Below are 18,043 nucleotides of genomic sequence, written 5' to 3'. Positions count from 1 at the left end.
GCGTGAGGCCGCACGCCCGTGTGGCCGGCCATCGTGTTCAGGAGATTCTTCGTGACCCTTCATTCTGTTGCCCAATCCTGGGCGCGCGCCTGCGCGGCCGCGCTCGTCGGCGTCGCCTTGACGGCCCCGGCCCGGGCCGCACCCGCGGATTACCGGTTCGAGCTCGTCACCCAGGAAGCCAAGGTCGGCGAGGCCGTCCTGACGGTCCGCCTGGTCGACACGCGCAGCGGCCAGCCGGTCACCGATGCGGTGATCTTCGCCAAGCGCATCGACATGGCCCCCGACAGCATGGACGAGATGACCTCGACCCTGGCGCAGCTCCCATCCACGGAGCCGGGCCTCTACCGGTTCAAGACCAAGCTCACCATGGCGGGCGGCTGGCGGCTGTCGCTGGGCGCCAAGGTCCAGGGCGAGACCGGCACGGTGAGCGACAAGCTCGTCTTCCGGGCCGTGCCGTGAGCCGCGCGGCCTGGCTGGCCGGGACCCTCGCCGCCCTGGCGGCGGGGGGCGCCGGCTACGGGGCGGGGCGCATGGGCGGCCCCGATCCGGTCCCGCTCTTCGCGCGGGCCTGGGCGGGCTTCGCCGCTGGGCCGGCCGCCGCGCCGGAGGCCGCCACCGGGCCGGTGGTCTATTACCAGGATCCGGACGGCAAGCCGGTCTACTCGCTGTCGCCGATGATGACCGAGGATGGGCGCCTGTTCCGGGCCGTCCAGGCCAGCGAGGATGTGCGCTTCGACCGGCCCACCGCCGAGGACGTCTCGGGTCAGGCCGGGCCGGGGGAGGGCGCCGGGCCGAAAAATCCCGGCCGGACGGTGCGCTACTACCGCAACCCGATGGGCCTGTCCGACACCTCGCCGGTGCCCAAGAAGGACTCGATGGGGATGGACTACATCCCCGTCTATGACGGCGACGATTCGGACCCGAGCACCGTCACGGTCTCGCCGGGCCGGATCCAGCGGACCGGCGTGCGCAGCGCCGTGGTCGAGCGCCGGGTCGTGTCCCGGCCGGTCCGGGTGCCCGGCACCGTGGCCCTCGACGAGCGCCGGGTCACCGTGGTGGCGACCCGGGCTGACGCCTATGTCGACCATGTCGAGGACGTCACCACCGGCGACCGGGTCCGGCAGGGCCAGCCCCTGGTCTCGGTCTACGCGCCGGAGATCAACGCCGCCGCCGCGCAGCTCATCGCCAATCCGGGCTTCGACGGCGCCCGCCGGCGCATCCGCAATCTCAACGTCTCGGAGGCGGTGATCGCCGAGATGGAGCGCACCCGGACGGTGCCCCGCGCCATCACCTGGGCCGCGCCCCGCGACGGGCTGGTGCTCGAGCGCCGGGCGGTGGAGGGCATGAAGGCCGCGGCCGGCGACACCCTGTTCCGGATCGCCGACCTGTCGCGGATCTGGGTCCTGGCCGACGTGCCGGAGCACGACCTCGCCGGTGTGAAGGTCGGCCAGGCCGCCACCGTGCGGGTGCCCGGCCGCAGCCTCACCGGCCGGGTGGAGGTGATCTACCCGCAGGTGAACCGGGAGACCCGCGCGACCCGCATCCGGATTGAATTGCCGAACCCGGACGGGCTGCTCCTGCCCGACATGTATGCCGATGTGGAGATCGCCACGGGCGCCACCGAGCCGGTGGTGGCGGTGCCCGAAGGGGCCGTGCTCGAGACCGGCGCGCGCCAGGCGGTGCTGATCGAGGCCGGGGAGGGCCGGTTCGCGCCCCGGGCGGTCGAGATCGGGCAGCGCGGCGACGGCTATGTCGAGATCCGCGCGGGTCTCCGGGCCGGCGAGCGGGTCGTCACCGCGGCGAATTTCTTGATCGACGCCGAGAGCAACCTGAAGGCGGCCCTGGCGAGCCTCGCCGCCCCGCCGACGGACGGGGAGGGCGGCCGATGATCACCCGGCTGATCGTCTGGTCGGCGCGCAACCGCGTGCTCGTTCTAATCGGCACCGTCTTCGCGATGGCGGCGGGCCTCCAGGCCCTGCGCACCCTGCCGCTCGACGCCATCCCCGACCTCTCGGACGTGCAGACCATCGTCTACACGGAATATCCGGGGCAGGCGCCGCAGGTGGTCGAGGACCAGGTCACCTATCCGCTGACCACCGCCATGCTGACCGTGCCGCGGGCCAAGGTGGTGCGCGGGGTCTCGATGTTCGGGGTCTCCTTCATCTACGTGATCTTCGAGGACGGCACCGACCCGTACTGGGCGCGCTCGCGGGTGCTCGAATACCTCAACGGTCCGGCGAGCCGCCTGCCCACCGGGGTGATCCCGACGCTGGGGCCCGACGCCACCGGCATCGGCTGGGTCTACCAATACGTGATCCAGGCCCGGCAGCGGACGCTCGCCGAGCTGCGCTCCCTGCAGGATTGGGTCGTCCGGTTCGCGGCCGCGCGCGGGGAGGGCGTCGCCGAGGTCGCCCCGGTGGGCGGCTTCGTCAAGCAGTACAGCGTCGTGGTCGACCCGAACCGCCTGCGGGCGCTGGGCATCAGCCTGAACCGCCTGCGCGACGCCATCCGGGCGAGCAACGCCGATGTCGGCGGCCGCACGGTCGAGCTGTCCGAGTTCGAGGTGGTGGTGCGCGGCCGGGGCTACCTCAAGAGCACCCAGGATATCGGCGCCGTCGTGCTCAAGACCGACGCCGGCACGCCGGTGCGGGTGCGCGACGTCGCCCGGGTGGAGACCGGCCCCGACGAGCGGCGCGGGATCGCCGAGCTCGACGGGGCGGGCGAGGTCGCCGGCGGCATCGTCGTGCAGCGCTTCGGCGCCAACGCGCGCGCCGTCATCGCGAGCGTCAAGGACCGGCTCGCCGAGATCGCCAGGAGCCTGCCGGCCGGGACCGAGATCCTGCCGGTCTACGACCGGTCGCAGCTCATCGACGCGGCGATCGCCACGCTGACCCACACCCTGGTCGAGGAATGCGCGATCGTCGCCCTGGTCTGCGTGGTGTTCCTGCTGCACCTGCGCAGCGCGCTGGTGGCGATCCTGATGCTGCCGGTCGCGATCCTGATGGCATTCGCGGCCATGCGGGCGCTCGGGCTCAGCGCCGACATCATGAGTCTGGGCGGCATCGCCATCGCGGTCGGGGCGATGATCGACGCCGCCATCGTGATGATCGAGAACGCCCACAAGCACCTGGAGCGCGCGCCCCCGGACCGGCCCCGGGCCGAGATCCTGGTCGAGGCCGCCGCCGAGGTCGGGCCGTCGCTGTTCCTGTCGCTCCTGGTGATCACGGTCTCGTTCCTGCCGATCTTCACTTTGGAGAGCCAGGAGGGCCGGCTGTTCGGGCCCCTGGCCTTCACCAAGACCTTCGCGATGGCGGCGGCCGCGCTGCTGTCGGTGACCCTGGTGCCGGCGCTGATGATCCTGTTCGTGCGCGGCCGGATCGTGCCGGAGCACCGCAACCCGGTGAACCGGCTGCTGGTCGGGATCTACCGGCCGCTGATCGCCGCGGTGCTGCGGGGCCGGATCCTGACGCTCCTCCTGGCCCTGGGGATGCTGGCCGCCACGATCTGGCCGGCGCGCCAGCTCGGCTCGGAATTCATGCCGGAGCTCAACGAGGGCACGCTGCTCTACATGCCCACCACCCTGCCGGGCCTCTCCGTCACCAAGGCGGCGGAGCTGCTGGCGACTCAGGACCGGATCATCAAGACGTTTCCGGAGGTCGCCTCGGTCTACGGCAAGGCGGGACGCGCCGGCACCGCGACCGATCCGGCGCCGCTGGAGATGTTCGAGACGATCATCCGCCTGAAGCCCCCGGAGGCGTGGCGGCCCGGCGTGACGTTGGCGAGCCTGCGGGCCGAGATGGACAAGGCGCTGCAATTTCCCGGCGTGTCCAACGCCTGGACCCAGCCGATCCGCGCCCGGATCGACATGCTCGCCACCGGCATCCGCACCCCCGTGGGCGTCAAGCTGTTCGGCCCCGACCTCGCGGCCCTGGAGCCGGTCGCCCGGGCCGTGGAGGCGGCGATCCGCACGGTTCCGGGCACGACGAGCGCCTATGCCGAGCGCGTCGTGGGCGGCACCTTCCTCGACATCACCCCGGACCGGGAGGCGCTCGGCCGCTACGGGCTCACTGTCGGCGACGTCCAGGACGTGGTCGCCACGGCGCTCGGCGCGGCCACCGTCACCACCACCGTGGAGGGCCGCGAGCGCTACGGCGTCACCGTGCGCTACCCGCGCGCCCTCCGGTCCGACCCCCAGGCCATCGCCAACGACGTCCAGGTGGCGCTGCCCGGTGGCGGGACCGTCCCGCTCGGCGCGGTCGCGTCGATCCAGCTCGCGCGCGGGCCGACCGCGATCCGCACCGAGAACGGGCGGCCCGCTGTCTACCTCTACGTCGACATCGCCGGGCGCGACCTCGGCGGCTACGTCGGGGCGGCGCGGGACGTGGTGGCCCGCGCGGTGCCGCTGCCGGAGGGCATGACGCTGCAGTGGAGCGGCCAGTTCGAGGCTCTGGAGCGGGCCGAGGCCAGGCTGCGGCTCGTCGTGCCGGCGACCCTGATGGTGATCGTCCTGCTGCTCTACCTGGTGTTCCGCCGGGTGACCGAGACGCTGATCGTCCTGCTGTCGCTGCCCTTCGCGCTGGTGGGCGGCGTCTGGCTGATGTGGGCGATGGGCTTCCATCTCTCGGTCGCGGTGGCGGTGGGCTTCATCGCCCTGGCCGGCGTCGCCGCCGAGACCGGGATCCTGATGCTGGTCTATCTCGATCAGGCGCTCACCGAGCGGCGTGGCGAGGCCGCGCGGGCCGGGCGGCCCCTCACCCGGGAGGACCTGCGCGCCGCCATCATGGTCGGGGCGGTGGAGCGGGTCCGCCCGAAGATGATGACCGTGGTGGCGATCATGGCCGGCTTGGTGCCGATCCTGTGGAGCACCGGCGCGGGGTCCGAGGTGATGCAGCGGATCGCCGTGCCGATGATCGGGGGCATGGCCTCCTCCACCCTCCTGACCCTGATCGTGATCCCGGCGGTCTACGCCCTGATCAAGGGCCGAGGCCTGCCGGCGGAGGCCGAGCTGGCGGAAGCGGAGCCGGTCCGGGCCGCGGCATGACCGCGATGCAGGCGGAGCGGGGGCCGGAGCTCAGCGCGTCTCCCCCTGCAGTAGGCCCGTGGAGTCACACGTCGGGTCCGACCGCCAGCCTGCGAAGCACCGCGCTTTCCCCTCCTCGCAAGGGGGAGGAGGGAAGGCGGCGCCTCGCCTCGCGCAATGTGTGAACATCGCAGCCCGCGGAGGGAAGGGGCAATGCGTGATGTTTCAGAGACCGACTCTGGAACGACTCGCCGGATGAAGACGCCGGCCCTCATGCCGCCTGGATGTCCCGCAGGAAGTCATCGACCTCCTGCTTGACCTTCAGGGATTGCGCGGCCAGCTCGGCGGCGGCGTTCAGCACCTGCGCAGCGGCGCTGCCGGTCTCTCCGGCCGCCGTCAGCACCCGCGCGACGTTGGACGAGACGTCCTGCGTCCCCTGCGCCGCCTGGCCGGCATTGCGCGAGATCTCGCTGGTCGCCGCCGTCTGCTCCACCACCGTGGAGGCGATCGAGCCACTAATCTCGCTCACGCTCGCGATCGTGCGCGCGATCTGCTGCATCGCCTCCGCCGCCTGGGCGGTGGCCGCCTGGATCGCGGCGATCTGGCCGCCGATCTCGTCGGTCGCCTTCGCGGTCTGACCCGCCAGCTCCTTCACCTCGGCTGCCACCACCGCGAAGCCGCGTCCCGCCTCGCCGGCGCGGGCCGCCTCGATCGTGGCGTTCAGCGCGAGCAGGTTGGTCTGGCCGGCAATGCCGGAGATCGTCGTCACCGCCGCGCCGATCTGCTCGGCGGCTGCGCGCAGGCTCGCCATGGCGGCGTTGCTCGCCTCGGCCTCGTGAGCGGCAAAGCCCGCGACCTCGTTGGAGCGCACCACCTGCCGCTCGATCTCCTGGAGCGAGGACACCATCTCCTCGGCCGCCGCCGCCACGGTCTGGACGTTGGTGGCCGTCTGCTCGGCGGCGGCGCTGGAGGCGACCGCCTGAGTGTTGGTGGCGTCGGCTACGCGCGTCATGGAGCGCGCCGTCGCGTCGAGCTCGGTGGCGCTTGCCGTGACGACGTCGAGCGATTGGGCGACCCTCTGCTCGAAGGCGCGGACGAGTTGGTCGACCCGCTCGACCCGCTGCAGTCGGGCCTCCTGCTCGGCGGCCTGGGCGGCCTCCAGCTCGGCCCGGGCGATGGCGTTCGTCCGGAACACTTCCACGGCCTTGGCCATGGCGCCGATCTCGTCCGTGGCGTCCTGCGAGGGGACAACGACGGCGGTGTCACCCTCGGCGAGGCGCCGCATCGCGTCGGTCATGCCGGCGACCGGCCGGATGATGCTGCGGCTGATCACGAAGGCCATGGCCCCGCCCAGGACCAGCGCCAGCACGAGCAGGGTGATCTGGACGTTGCGCGCGCTCGCCACCGCGGCGTCCACGGCCCGGGCGTTCTCCTCGATGGCGACCTTGATCAGGGCACGCACGGCAGTGCTCGCCTCCTCGATCTGGCTCGTCCGGGGCTTGATGCCGGTCTCGAACACCGTCTTCAGGAGATCCAGGGCGCCGACGGTCGCCCGGAAGTCGCGGCCATAGGCGCCCAGCGTGTCGATGACGGCCTGGGTCCGGGGCGCGAAGGCGGTGGCGCCCTCGGCCTCCTTGAAGACTTTCAGGGCGGCTTCGGCCTTCTCGACGTTCTTCGCGAAGGTGGCCGGGCCGTTCGGGTCGAACGTCGCCAGGAAACGCCAGTTGGCGACGCGGACCAGCAGCACGGCGCTCTCCAAGGTCTGGGCATGGCCGAGTAGCGACGCGCCGGCTTGAGCCCGCACCTCGCCCACCAGGGCGTTGGTGGCGGCGGTCAGGGCGTCGCCCCCCGTGAACAGGCGCGCCTTGGCCTCGGCCACGGTGGTGCCCGCCGCCGCGAGGTGATCGAACTCGGCCTTCAACGCTCGGGCATGGTCGCGGATCTGTTCATAGAGCTTGCGTCGCGCCTCAACGGTTGATGGCCTGATCAGCGCCTCGGCCGTCTCCTCGATCTCGCGCCGCGCCTGTTCCAAGGTGGCGATCCGCTCGGGTGCGGGGGCGAGCCGGTACAGCTCGGTCTGACCGACCAGCCGCGCGGCGAGACTGTTGATGGTGAAGATCGACCGCGCGCCCTGCTCCAGCTGGCCACGGCGGGTGTATTCTCGATCGACGATACCTTGCTGATAGAGAGAATACGCACCGATGCCGGTCGCAATAAGGACAAGCATCGCAAAACCGGCATATAAACGCCAACGAATACCTATTCTCATAGAAACATGTCTCCGGTGAATGCTGAACGAATCCGTCGTTATAACATAAGGATTTCTGTTGTTATCCATAGATTGTCAAGATGTAAATCAAAGAACAATAAATTCTTCGATAAAATAGCGCCCTCTATCCAGAAGACCTTCGCCAAAAGTCAAGCAATGTGCAGCAAGTACTAAAAGATCTTAATCGCAGATCAGATCTTAGATTGTAATTTTTCTAATCTGCTCCATTGTCACTGGCCCGCAGATGGCGGCCTGCCCGATTACGCCGCCCGTCAATCGCGCCTCAGGATCGGCCGAAGCGCGCGTAGAGCGCCGGCAGCACCACCAGGGTCAGCAGGGTCGCGCTGATCAGGCCGCCGATCACTACGGTGGCGAGCGGCCGCTGCACCTCGGCACCGGTGCCGGTGGCGAGCGCCATCGGGACGAAGCCGAGCGAGGCGACCAGCGCCGTCATGGCCACGGGCCGCAGCCGGGTCAGGGCCCCCTCCAGGATCGCCGCCCGCAGCGGCCGACCCTCGGCGACCAGCTGCTTGATGAAGCTCAGCATCACCAAGCCGTTCAGCACCGCCACCCCCGAGAGCGCGATGAACCCGACCGCGGCCGGCACCGACAGCGGCATCCCCCGCAGCCACAGGGCCGCGATGCCGCCGGTGAGCGCCAGCGGCACGGCGGAGAACACCAGGAGCGCGTCGCGGACGCTGCCCAGCGCCGAGGTCAGCAGCAGCAGGATCAGGACGAAGCAGGCCGGCACGACCAGGGTCAGGCGCCGCCGGGCCGAGGCGAGGTTCTCGAACTGGCCGCCCCAGGTCACGTAGGAGCCGGCCGGCAACGCGACCTGCCCGGCGACCTTGGCTTGCGCCTCCGTCACCAGCGAGCCGATATCCCGGCCGCGGACATTGGCGGTGACGACGACGCGCCGCTGGCCGCTCTCCCGCGAGATCTGGTTGGGTCCCTCGGTCACCGAGAAGCGCGCGACCTGCCGCAGCAGCACGGAGGCGACCTTGCCGTTGGCCCCCGGGGGCAGGGGGACGGGCAGGTTCTCCAGGGCCTCGCGGTCCTCCCGGACGGCGTCGGTCAGGCGCACCACGATCGGGAAGCGCCGGTCGCCCTCGAACACGAAGCCCGCCTCCCGGCCGCCGATCGCGGCGCCGATCACCTCCTGGATCGCCCCGGTGCTGAGACCCAGCCGCGCCGCCTCGGTCCGGTCGATGCCGATCTCGAAGACCGGCAGGCCGGCGATCTGCTCGACCTTCACGTCGTCCGCGCCGTCGATGCCGCGCAGGATCGCGGCGATCTGGTTGGCGGTCTTGAGCATCGGCTCGAAGGCGTCGCCGAACACCTTGACGGCGAGGTCGCCCCTTGTCCCGGCGAGCAGCTCGTTGAAGCGCAGCTGGATCGGCTGGGAGAACTCGTAGACGTTGCCGGCGAGCGCGCCCACGGCGGCCTCGATCTGCGCCTGGAGCGCCGCCTTGGTGAGCGCGGGATCGGGCCATTCCGCCTGCGGCTTCAGGATCACGAAGGTATCCGAGGCGCTGGGCGGCATCGGGTCGGAGGCGATCTCGGCGGTGCCGGTCTTCGAGAAGACGGTGGCCACCTGCGGGAAGGCCGCGACGGCCTGCTCGACCTTCAGCTGCATGGCCTGCGACTGGGTCAGAGCGGTCGAGGGGATCCGGCTGGCGTTGAGCGCGATGCTCTTCTCGTCGAGGAGCGGGATGAACTCGGTGCCGAGCCGGGCCGCCAGCAGGCCGGCCCCGACCAGCAGCAGCAGGGCCGCCCCCAGGACCGGCGCCGGCGCCCGGATCGCCCCGGCGAGCAGCGGCCGGTAGGCGGCCTTGAGGCCCCAGATCAGCCGGTTGTCGGCCTCGGTGACCCGGCCGGTGATCACGATGGCGATCAGGGCCGGCACGAAGGTCAGCGACAGCAGGAACGCGCAGGCCAGCGCGAGGATCACGGTCAGCGCCATCGGCTCGAACATCTTGCCCTCGACCCCCGTGAAGGTGAGGAGCGGCGCGTAGACCAGGATGATGATCGCCTGCCCGTAGAGGGACGGGCGGATCATCTCGTCGGCCGAGGCTCGGACCGTCTCCAGGCGCTCCTCCAGGTCGAGCCGGCGCCCCAGCGCGTGCTGGCGCTCGGCGAGGTGGCGGAGCGCATTCTCGGTGATGATCACCGCCCCGTCGACGATCAGCCCGAAATCCAGGGCGCCGAGGCTCATCAGGTTGGCCGAGATTTTGGCCTCGACCATGCCGGTGACGGTCATCAGCATGGCGATCGGGATCACCAGGGCCGCGACCAGGGCGGCCCGGACGTTGCCGAGCAGCAGGACCAGCACCGCGATCACCAGGGCCGCGCCCTCGGCCAGGTTCTGGCCGACCGTGCGGATCGTGGCCTCGACCAGAACCGTCCGGTCGAGCACCGTCTGCACCACGATCCCGGGGGGCAGGGTGCGGCGGAGCTGGGCCATGCGCGCGTCGACCGCGGCCGCGACCGTGCGGCTGTTCTCGCCGATCCGCATCAGGGCGGTGCCGATCACGGCCTCCCGGCCGTCCGCGCTGCCCGAGCCGGTGCGCAATTCGCGCCCGAAGCGCAGGGCGGCGACGTCCCGGACCCGCACCGGCACGCCGCCGCGGGTGGCGACCACCACGTCGGCGATCGCCTCCATGTCGTCGAGGCGGCCGGCGGCACGGACGACGTAGCCCTCGCCATTGTCCTCCAGGTAGCGGGCGCCCTGGTTGGCGTTGTTGGCCTGGAGTGCCCGGACGACGTCCGCGAAGGACAGGTCGAGGGCGGTCAGCTTCGTCGGGTCCGGCTGGACATGGTACTGCTTCTCGTAGCCGCCGATACCGTCGACCCCGGCCACCCCCGGCACGGTCCGGATCTGGGGTCGGATGATCCAGTCCTGCACCGTGCGCAGATAGGCGTTCCGTTCCAGCTCCGTGGCGAGGCTCTGGCCCTCCGGGGTGCGGAAGCTTCCGTCCGGCTGCCAGCCCGGGCTGCCGGTGGGCACGACATTCCGCTCATTCGGCTCTGCGTAGCGGACCGACCACATGTAGATCTCGCCCAAGCCGGTCGAGATCGGGCCCATATGCGGCTCGGCGCCGGGCGGCAGGTCGCCCTTCACCTGGGCCAGGCGCTCGGCGACCTGCTGGCGGGCGAAGTAGATGTCGAGCCGCTCGTCGAAGATTGCGGTGACCTGCGAGAAGCCGTTGCGCGAGAGCGAGCGGGTGTGATCGAGCCCCTTGATGCCGGCCAGCGCGGTCTCGACCGGATAGGTCACCTGGCGCTCGATATCGACCGGCGACAGCGACGGCGCCAGCGTGTTGATCTGGACCTGGTTGTTGGTGATGTCCGGCACCGCGTCGATCGGCAGCCGGGTCAGCGCCGTGGCGCCGAAGCCCGAAGCCAGCAGCACGAGGAGCAGGACCAGCCAGCGCTGGCGGATCGAAACGTCGAGGATGCGGCTGAGCATATCCGGCGCCTCAATCGTCATGGCCGGCTTCGGCCTTGCCGAGCTCGGCCTTCAGCAGGAAGGTATTGCCCACCGCGATCGCCTCGCCGGGGGCGAGTCCGGCTTTGACCGCGTAGGACTCGTCGTCGGAGCGCCCAAGCTCCACCGGGCGCATCGCGAAGCCTTCCGGAGTCCGGACGAACACCACCCGCGCGCTCGCCACGGTCTGGAGCGCGGCCTTCGGCACCCGGACCGGCACGTCGTCCCGGGCGATCTCCAGCTCGGCGGTGACGAATGTGCCGGGCCGCCAGGCGAGGTCGGCATTGGGCAGGGCGACCACGACCCGGGCCGAGCGGGTCTCCGGGTTGAGGAACGGGCTCACGAAGATCACCCGCCCCTCCGCGCGGCGGTTGTCGCCCTCCCGGCTCGGGGTGACGGTGACCCGCGCGCCCTCCTGGACCTGGGCGAGGTCGAGGGTCGGCACCGACAGCTCGATCCAGACCGTGGTGAGGTCGGCCAGCAGGTAGAGGTCGGCCGGGTCGCCCTCCTTGCCCACCGCCGAGCCGACATCGACCCGGCGCTCGACCACGCGCCCGGCGAGCGGCGCGCGCAGCTCGTAGCGGCGCAGGGTCGAGAGGGTCGGGGTCGCCTCGTCGCGCCTCTGCGCGGCCGCGACCTCGGCGGCGTCGAGCCCCAGCGCCGACAGCTTCTGGCGGGCGAGATCGGCCCGCAGCCGGGTCTCGAGATACGCCGCCCGGGCGCTCTGGAACGCCGATTCCGAGGCCGAGCGCGAGGCCAGCAGCTTCTGCTGGCGCTCGAAGTTGATGGTCTGGAGTTCGACCTGGACCAGGGCGGTCAGGTACTCGCTCTTGGCGTCGGCGACCTCCCGGCTGTCGAGCACGGCGACGACCTCGTCCTTCCGGACGGAATCGCCGAGGCGCTTGCGCATCTCCACCACGGTCCCGACCACCCGAGCGGGGACGCGGGCGATCCGGTCGGTGTCAGGGGTGATGGTGCCGGGGACGAGGAGGTGGCGCGCCAGGATCCCGCCGGTGACGGGCGCCACCGTGATGTCCTGCGCCGCCGCCTGATCGGGGCTCATCCGGATCACGCCGGCCTCGGCCTGCTCCGCGTGATCGTGGTCATGGTCGTGCCCAGCCTTCACGGGCGCGGGGCCGGCGGCGGGTCGGGCCAGGCCGAGCGCCGCGAGGCCGTCGCGGACGAGCCCGGACGCGGCGGGAACGGCAGCGCCGATGACGATGCCGGCGGCCAGGACGGCCGCGGAGACGAGGATGCGCATGGTGAGCCTGCTCGGCCGGGACCGCGGAGTGGCCGTGCGGCGGCTCCGGGGATTCCCGTTCAGGGGACGCGTGAGGGCGAGCCGGGCGCTGCATGGGCGGCCCGGCGAGGACGCGGGCCGGCAAGCGGCCGCGTCGGCTCAGGCGCGGGGAGGCCGGGGCAGGGGGTCGGGAGTGACGGAGGGGAGGGGGCTGGCGGCCCGGATCGCGACCGGCCGGCTGGGGATCGCCAGCGGGCCCGAGAACCCGGTCTCCAGGGGCGCGGCCTGGTGGCAGCCGCAATGGAGATGCGCGCTCACGCCGGGATCGACGACGCTGCCGGCCTCCGCGACGGGCGGCCCGACGCTCCGCTCCGGATGGCCGCCGGCATGGAACGCCAGATCCGCCGCCAGGCCGACGCCCGGCCCGGCCAGGCACAGGGCCAGGACGAGCGCGAGCCTGCGGGCAGCGATCGCCCACCAGCCGCGCGTCGAGCGCTCCTGCCGAACCCGAGATTCCATGGCGGCCGTTATGGGCGATCCGGCCTCGGACGCACAAGACCCGTCACAAGCGGGCAGGGGGCCGACGGCCCGCGCGGGATCGTCCGCGGCGCGAGGTGACGGGTCCGGACAGGCCCCCGGGGAGGGCGGATGCCTGCCGTCTGAGCAGCCGGGCCTCCCACCCGTGAACCCGCCATTTCCGACCGGGCACGGCACAAAAACCCCGCATCCCAGGCGGGACGCGGGGCTAAAAGGCTGCACGGTCGTCGGAGCGATGGGCTCCTGGATCGACCGGTCTCTCGGCCGTTATGGTTAAGACCGGGTTACCGAGGGGCTCACTTGCCGCTGGGGGCCGCGCCGCTGCCGGTGGCGCCGTTGCCGGTGCTGTTGCTGCCGGCGGGCGAACCGGACGTCGAGGTGTTGCCGTTCGGCGTGCTCTGGGCGGCCGCCATCCCGGCGCTGCCGGCGACGAGGGCGAGGGCGAGAAGCGTGGTCTGAAGGGTACGGCTGGTCATGATACGCTCGACTTCCCAAGGGCCGGCCCCAGCCGGCATGCCCCCGATAACAGCCCGGGCACCGGGGCTGTTCCCGGCCGCGGGTTACACCGAAAGGGCGGCGGCGGGTTCGTGCAGTGGGCAGCCCTTGTGCTCGGCCCAAAACCCCGCCGATTTCGGGTAGACCGCCCGGCGCGCCCGCATGATCGAGCCGAGCGGCCGGTGTGCCGCCAGGCCGTGCCACGGGCTGAAGGCGAGGCCGTCGTCAAGCGCCGCGGCCTTCGCGTCGCTCCAGGCCCCCTGGCGCGGCACGGTGATCCGCGCCACGACCCGGTAGCGACTCTCGGTCTCGGGCCACGGCACCGAGGCATCCTCCACCGGCATCATCGTCGGATCGGTCATGAGTTGCGCCCGCAGCTCCCAGACACCGTCATGGGCGAAGAACTGGGCCGCCACCGCCTCGCGCAGGCCGTTCGGCTCGCCGTTGACGTTAAGCGGCGCGTGGGTGAGCGCGGTCAGCTCCGGGGAGACCGGCGCCGCCGAGACCTTGGCGACGCAATCGCCCCAGCGCAGAGGCACCTGACTGTAGAAGGTCTCGCCGAGGATGTGGGTCTCGGGATGGCCGCCCAGGGCGAGCACCGCCGGGCTCTCGGTGCCGAGCCCCTCCAGCACCGTCTCGACGCCGCGCAGCAGGGCCGAGAGCCCCTGCTTGAACACCTGCGGGGTGTCGGTGGTGGCGGCCAGGAGCTTTTGAGGGTCTTCAGGAAGGCGGCGCCGTCCCTGGCCGTGAAGGCCGGGGCGTTGGCCATCACGAAATCCTGCACCGTGCCCTCCGCCCCGGGCAGGCGCTCGCCGGCCACGGTCAGGATCTTGAGGACGAGGCCCCGGGGGTCGGGACGCTGTCGTCGAGGATGTCGCCGGGATTGGTCGAGAGCCGCAGCATCACGTCGTGCATCCCCGGCGTCGCGAAGGCGGCCTGGGCGAGTTCGGGCGGCAGGTCCGGCAGGACCTCGAGCCGGCCCAGGAGCAGGCCGTGAGCCTTGGCGTGCGCGCCGCGCACGGCGTGGCCGTAATCCGTCAGCGTCGTCGTCTGGATCTTGGCGGATTGCGCGATCATGCCGGCGCGGATCGCGTCCTCGTCGGGCTGCGGCGCCTCCAGGTCGGGGGTGTAGCAGGTGAACGGAGCCATGGGTCGGGTCGCTCCGAGCGGCGATTGCGCGTTGGAGCCCCAACCGATGTGTTTCCGCGCCGTTCCGACCCATTCCGACGACAAACGCCCCGGGCGCGGAGGCACCCGAGGCGTTTACCGACGTCAGCAAGGCCCGGCCGATCCGGCCGGGCGGTGCTGGTCTTAGTACGAGCCGAACTTGTAGTTCAGGCCGGCGCGGACCACGGCGAACTCGTCGTCGCGGCGGCCAATGTTGTTGTAGACCACCGGGAAGTTGTTGGCGGCGTTGATCACGAACGCACCCTGGTTGCGGGTGTTGCGGTCGAGGTTGACGTACAGGCCTTCGACCTTGAGCGTCACGGCCGACGAACGGAAGAAGTTCAGGAACGAGTCGACCGGGAGGGCGTATTCCATGCCGCCGCCGACGGTCCAGCCGGTGCGGAAGCTGTCGTTGCCGGCAAAGCCGCCGAACGAACGGTCAGCGCTGCCCGAGCCGTAGGCGAAACCGCCGGTGCCGTACACCAGGACGCGGTCGAAGGCGTAGCCGAGACGGCCGCGCACGGTGCCGAAGAAGTCGAGGCTCGACAGGCCGCGCGGATCGGTCAGGTAGACGCCGGGGGCCAGCGGGCCGACCACGAAGGCGTTGTTCCGGCTGCGGCCGAAATCGAGGTACTGGGCGTCGGCCTCGACGCCGACCACCACGCCCGAGCCCGGGGTGAACTGGAAGTTGTAGCCGACCTGGCCACCGCCGGAGAAACCTTCCTGGTTCCGCTGGCTGAAATAGGCCGTGGTGCCGGCGCCGTACGGGGCCGGGACAGCGAAGCTCGAGGTGTTGTTGCTGCTGGCGTCGAAGGCGTAGCCGGCGTTGATACCGAAATAGGCGCCGGTCCAGGTGAACACCGGGACGGGGGTGAACACGGGCGGCGGGGCGGCGCGACGCGGCAGGTCGGCGGCCGAAGCGGCAGCGGTCAGGGCGGTAAAGGCGGCCAACGAGGCCAGAAGCGTCTTCATGACTGGTCTTTCCCCAGCGAATGTTCCTATCGAGCGTGAAATTACCCGGTTTTCCACACTCAAGCTGTATCGCCGCTGCCACAGGTGTGGCGGAAGGCAAAGACTGCCCGATCCGGGCTGCGGCCCGAACCATCCGGCCGCCGGCCCGTTGGCGCTCCACGGTAGCGGAGGCCCCCATGACCAAGCTGTTCATCGCCCAGGTCCGCGACGCGGACGGAGACAAGCCGCTCGTGACGGTGCGGGCCGAGGCCGAGGGGGAGGCGCGCCTGTTCCTGGCCGCCGCCTACCCGGAGGCGGAGATCGCCAGCGTCACCGAGCCGAGCGACTGGACCAGCGACGCGGATACCGGCACCCGGGCCGGCGACATCCGCGAGCATCCCGGCACAACTTGGCAGACGCCCTCGAGCCTCGCGGATTGACGCGCATTCGAGCGATGATCTTCACGGGCCGTCAGCCCGCATCGTCGAGGCTGGCGCGGTGATGTCCGGCGATCCCACACCCCGGCTGCTCGCAGCCGCGGCCGCCCTGACCGGCGCCGCCTTCCTGATGCTCCGCTCGGAGCCGTCCTGGACGGGGGTTCTGGTCGGCTTGGCCTGCCTCGCCCTCTGGGCGCTGGGTACCCTGGCGGCGAAGCCCGGCCGGACGCTCGCCCTGACAAAGGCGTCGCGCCCGATGGTGCTGGAGGCGGTCGTCGTCGAGACACCCCGGTCCAGGCCGGAACTGCTGCCGGCCCCACCGCGCCCGGACCGCCAGGCGATCGCGTTGCGCCCGACACAACTTCCGGAGGTCCCGAGCCGTCGCCCTTGGGTGACCGAGCGGCACACGCGCGGCCGGCGGTAGGGTCCTGTCGCACTCGTCGAAGACTTGGCTCGCGGACAGGCCAATCCGTCGAAGAGACGCGCCCTCGCGGCCGTCCGACCGCGTAGCCAACGAAGAGTCTGCGACGCGAGCTTCTGCCGCAGGGCCGATGCCGGACATGCCGCGTTGCCCGCAGCCACCCGAGGAGACAGGCATGGCCGACAAGGCTGACGTGATCACCTACACCATCAAGCAGGCTCTGGCCGCCAAGGTCGACGACCATATCGAGATCGCCGTGGAGGCCGAGGACGGCACCACGCTGAAGCTCAAGGCCACCGCCGATCAGCTCGACGCCCTGGTCGGCGACCTGGAGACCATCCTGGACGCGGACGATTCGGAAGAGGAAGCCGCCTAACGCAGGCCTCCGGGGCCGCCGCCGGGATACGCCCGGGCCGGCGGCCCTCACTTATAGAATGTGTCGCGCTTACCGCTTCGCCTCGAGCGCCTGCACATCGAGCAGCGGAAGCAGCGGTTCCAGGTCGATGATCGGGCCGCCGACATCGAAGAACTCGCCCTCGCAGGGCAGGATCAGTTCCTCCTCCTCGTCCCGCCGGCCGAACGGCAGGAGAGAGGACAGCATCCCGAGGCACAAGGCTCCCGCGATGAGGGCAACCAGAATCGCGACAGTCATGGCGGAACACTCGGGCGCAGCAGGCGAGCGGAATCAAGCCGCATCAAGATTAAGACGAAGTTCCTTCGGCATGCAACGCGAAACGTGACCAGGTCACGACCGCGCCGGGACCTTGTCCTGCTGGTGCTCGACCTCGTCGCGCACGCCGTGACCGGCCATCAGGATCTCGGTCATGAACGCCCCGATCGCCGCCACGGTGCAGATCAGGGCCGCGCCGAAACAGGCGAACAGGATCGAGGCGGTCGCCGCATCGCGCATCGCCCCGACGAACAGGGTCAGCACCGCCAGCCCGATCAGGCAGCCGGCGAGCGAAGCGAGGACGACCGCCACGTCGAGGACGAGGGAGCGCCGCCGCAGGAACGTCAGCCGGCGGGACAGGCGCACGGCCTCCGCCTCCGTCGCCCGGGCGATCTCCCCCGAGAGGGTGTCGACCTTGTCGGAGATCCGGCCAAGCCGGGTGGAGAACACGTTCAGCAGGGTCGCGAGCGCCGAGAGGAGGAAGGCCGGTGCGAGCGCGACTTGGATGATGTGCGCGATGCTGTCGGGCTCGGTGGAGCTCAGAGAGAAGCCGAACATGGGCGCGCTAGGCTCGCTCGCCGGACGCGACCGCTCGGCCTTCGGCACCGTTCCCCGCGGCGGCGGATGATCTGGGATACAGCATGCCGGGAGCGTCACCACAGGATGCCGGCCGAGCGCAACCCGATGCCCGCACCAACGGCCGGTGTGCAGGGGCCGGGAGAGTTAATTAATCTTAACTGCGATCAACAGTCCCGGATGGGCTTGCGGGCCGCCGGCTACTCGGATCTAACAGAGGATGAAGCTTCCTGGTTGGTCCTGGGAATGTTCTCGATCAAACTAAAGCCCCGTCAGCCCCGTGCGGCGGGGTTTTTTGCTGCCGGAAACGTCGAGATACAAATCTTTGAGCCGAAATCGGCCTTCTTGGGCGCGGGATGTGCTCAAGCGCACGCGCCCAACCACCGGTCCGGGACGCCCAGGAGCGCTGTTGCAGCGCTGCACTATCGCGTGTCCTCAACCTGCCGTCTCTGTTGCCGGGCACACATCCCGCCGAACGGGAGACAGAGGACCAGATGATCAAGAAGCTTCTTCTCGCGAGCGCCGCCACGGCCCTCCTGACCGGCGCCGCCTCGGCCGCCGACCTGCCGCGCCGCGCCGCCCCGCCGCCCGTCTTCACCCCCGTCCCGGTGTTCACCTGGACCGGCGCCTATTTCGGTATCAACGCCGGCTACGCCTTCGACGCCAGCAGCCGCTCGAACAACTCCACCTTCGGCGTGCCCTTCCCCTACGCCGCCCCCGGCACCACCGCCACCTTCAGCAACCGCAGCCAGGACGGCTTCTCCGGCGGCGCG

The 18,043-nt window shown here is 71.0% G+C and carries 14 protein-coding genes and 2 pseudogenes; 7 read left to right on the top strand and 9 right to left on the bottom strand.

What is annotated here, in order from left to right:
* The first annotated feature begins 51 nt into the window (after window positions 1–51).
* From AKJ13_RS23740 to AKJ13_RS23730, 3 genes are read left to right on the top strand one after another with little or no spacing between them, the layout of a single operon-like run.
* Window positions 52–459 carry a FixH family protein gene (locus tag AKJ13_RS23740; RefSeq protein WP_050735627.1) on the top strand — a complete coding sequence of 136 codons (408 nt, stop codon included), beginning with the start codon at window positions 52–54 and terminating at the stop codon, window positions 457–459.
* The gene (locus AKJ13_RS23735) at window positions 456–1,889 is read left to right on the top strand and encodes an efflux RND transporter periplasmic adaptor subunit (RefSeq protein WP_050735585.1); all 1,434 of its coding nucleotides are present in this window, start codon (window positions 456–458) and stop codon (window positions 1,887–1,889) included. The genes AKJ13_RS23740 and AKJ13_RS23735 overlap by 4 nt, the downstream gene beginning before the upstream one ends.
* The gene (locus tag AKJ13_RS23730) at window positions 1,886–5,041 is read left to right on the top strand and encodes a CusA/CzcA family heavy metal efflux RND transporter (RefSeq protein WP_050735584.1); all 3,156 of its coding nucleotides are present in this window, start codon (window positions 1,886–1,888) and stop codon (window positions 5,039–5,041) included. The genes AKJ13_RS23735 and AKJ13_RS23730 overlap by 4 nt, the downstream gene beginning before the upstream one ends.
* A gap of 250 nt (window positions 5,042–5,291) precedes the next feature.
* Here the strand turns inward: AKJ13_RS23730 and AKJ13_RS23725 are convergent, their stop codons facing one another.
* The 7 genes and pseudogenes from AKJ13_RS23725 to AKJ13_RS23695 form a co-directional block, all read right to left on the bottom strand.
* Window positions 5,292–7,247, bottom strand: coding sequence for a methyl-accepting chemotaxis protein (locus AKJ13_RS23725; protein WP_244471704.1), 1,956 nt, complete (start codon window positions 7,245–7,247; stop codon window positions 5,292–5,294).
* A 325-nt stretch (window positions 7,248–7,572) separates the two neighbouring features.
* On the bottom strand, window positions 7,573–10,758 hold the full coding sequence (locus tag AKJ13_RS23720) for a CusA/CzcA family heavy metal efflux RND transporter (protein ID WP_050735582.1): 3,186 nt from the start codon (window positions 10,756–10,758) through the stop codon (window positions 7,573–7,575).
* A gap of 10 nt (window positions 10,759–10,768) precedes the next feature.
* Window positions 10,769–12,037, bottom strand: a complete 1,269-nt coding sequence (locus AKJ13_RS23715; RefSeq protein ID WP_050735581.1) for an efflux RND transporter periplasmic adaptor subunit — start codon at window positions 12,035–12,037, stop codon at window positions 10,769–10,771.
* Between the two features lie 138 nt (window positions 12,038–12,175).
* Window positions 12,176–12,535, bottom strand: coding sequence for a hypothetical protein (locus AKJ13_RS23710; RefSeq protein WP_050735580.1), 360 nt, complete (start codon window positions 12,533–12,535; stop codon window positions 12,176–12,178).
* 314 nt (window positions 12,536–12,849) lie between these two features.
* Window positions 12,850–13,029, bottom strand: a complete 180-nt coding sequence (locus AKJ13_RS23705) for a hypothetical protein (protein ID WP_007569333.1) — start codon at window positions 13,027–13,029, stop codon at window positions 12,850–12,852.
* 84 nt (window positions 13,030–13,113) lie between these two features.
* A pseudogene (locus tag AKJ13_RS23700) lies at window positions 13,114–14,197 on the bottom strand (catalase family protein).
* A 162-nt stretch (window positions 14,198–14,359) separates the two neighbouring features.
* Window positions 14,360–15,187: a porin family protein gene (locus tag AKJ13_RS23695; RefSeq protein ID WP_050735579.1), complete on the bottom strand. Its 828-nt coding sequence runs from the start codon at window positions 15,185–15,187 to the stop codon at window positions 14,360–14,362.
* A 176-nt stretch (window positions 15,188–15,363) separates the two neighbouring features.
* On the opposite strand from AKJ13_RS23695, the gene AKJ13_RS23690 reads away from it, so the two are divergent.
* The 3 genes from AKJ13_RS23690 (at window position 15,364) to AKJ13_RS23680 (ending at window position 16,400) form a co-directional block, all read left to right on the top strand.
* Window positions 15,364–15,606: a hypothetical protein gene (locus AKJ13_RS23690; RefSeq protein WP_050735578.1), complete on the top strand. Its 243-nt coding sequence runs from the start codon at window positions 15,364–15,366 to the stop codon at window positions 15,604–15,606.
* Window positions 15,607–15,667: 61 nt separating this feature from the next.
* A complete protein-coding gene (locus AKJ13_RS23685; RefSeq protein ID WP_200905694.1) occupies window positions 15,668–16,027 on the top strand; it encodes an energy transducer TonB in 360 nt (119 codons plus the stop codon).
* A gap of 172 nt (window positions 16,028–16,199) precedes the next feature.
* Entirely contained in the window at window positions 16,200–16,400 is a 201-nt protein-coding gene (locus AKJ13_RS23680) for a hypothetical protein (RefSeq protein ID WP_007566985.1), read from the top strand.
* Between the two features lie 69 nt (window positions 16,401–16,469).
* On the opposite strand, the gene AKJ13_RS23675 is transcribed toward AKJ13_RS23680, so the two are convergent.
* Window positions 16,470–16,676 (bottom strand): hypothetical protein, encoded by a 207-nt coding sequence (locus AKJ13_RS23675; RefSeq protein ID WP_050735576.1) that lies wholly within the window; start codon window positions 16,674–16,676, stop codon window positions 16,470–16,472.
* 93 nt (window positions 16,677–16,769) lie between these two features.
* Window positions 16,770–17,252 carry a DUF2721 domain-containing protein gene (locus tag AKJ13_RS23670; RefSeq protein ID WP_007566981.1) on the bottom strand — a complete coding sequence of 161 codons (483 nt, stop codon included), beginning with the start codon at window positions 17,250–17,252 and terminating at the stop codon, window positions 16,770–16,772.
* A gap of 512 nt (window positions 17,253–17,764) precedes the next feature.
* On the opposite strand from AKJ13_RS23670, the pseudogene AKJ13_RS23665 reads away from it, so the two are divergent.
* Window positions 17,765–18,043: pseudogene (locus AKJ13_RS23665) on the top strand (porin family protein); the annotation flags it as partial.

The sequence above is a fragment of the Methylobacterium sp. ARG-1 genome (assembly GCF_001262595.1).
GTDB lineage: Bacteria > Pseudomonadota > Alphaproteobacteria > Rhizobiales > Beijerinckiaceae > Methylobacterium > Methylobacterium brachiatum.
Note: the sequence above shows the minus strand (reverse complement) of the source record. Positions and strands in the feature narration are given on the sequence as shown.

Excerpts from the sequence above, each read along its gene's own strand:
- AKJ13_RS23730 (WP_050735584.1), top strand. The coding sequence starts at position 1,886 with ATGATCACCCGGCTGATCGTCTGGTCGGCGCGCAACCGCGTGCTCGTT.
- AKJ13_RS23725 (WP_244471704.1), bottom strand. The coding sequence starts at position 7,247 with ATGCTTGTCCTTATTGCGACCGGCATCGGTGCGTATTCTCTCTATCAG.
- AKJ13_RS23720 (WP_050735582.1), bottom strand. The coding sequence starts at position 10,758 with ATGCTCAGCCGCATCCTCGACGTTTCGATCCGCCAGCGCTGGCTGGTC.
- AKJ13_RS23715 (WP_050735581.1), bottom strand. The coding sequence starts at position 12,037 with ATGCGCATCCTCGTCTCCGCGGCCGTCCTGGCCGCCGGCATCGTCATC.
- AKJ13_RS23710 (WP_050735580.1), bottom strand. The coding sequence starts at position 12,535 with ATGGAATCTCGGGTTCGGCAGGAGCGCTCGACGCGCGGCTGGTGGGCG.
- AKJ13_RS23705 (WP_007569333.1), bottom strand. The coding sequence starts at position 13,029 with ATGACCAGCCGTACCCTTCAGACCACGCTTCTCGCCCTCGCCCTCGTC.
- AKJ13_RS23695 (WP_050735579.1), bottom strand. The coding sequence starts at position 15,187 with ATGAAGACGCTTCTGGCCTCGTTGGCCGCCTTTACCGCCCTGACCGCT.
- AKJ13_RS23690 (WP_050735578.1), top strand. The coding sequence starts at position 15,364 with ATGACCAAGCTGTTCATCGCCCAGGTCCGCGACGCGGACGGAGACAAG.
- AKJ13_RS23685 (WP_200905694.1), top strand. The coding sequence starts at position 15,668 with ATGTCCGGCGATCCCACACCCCGGCTGCTCGCAGCCGCGGCCGCCCTG.
- AKJ13_RS23680 (WP_007566985.1), top strand. The coding sequence starts at position 16,200 with ATGGCCGACAAGGCTGACGTGATCACCTACACCATCAAGCAGGCTCTG.
- AKJ13_RS23675 (WP_050735576.1), bottom strand. The coding sequence starts at position 16,676 with ATGACTGTCGCGATTCTGGTTGCCCTCATCGCGGGAGCCTTGTGCCTC.
- AKJ13_RS23670 (WP_007566981.1), bottom strand. The coding sequence starts at position 17,252 with ATGTTCGGCTTCTCTCTGAGCTCCACCGAGCCCGACAGCATCGCGCAC.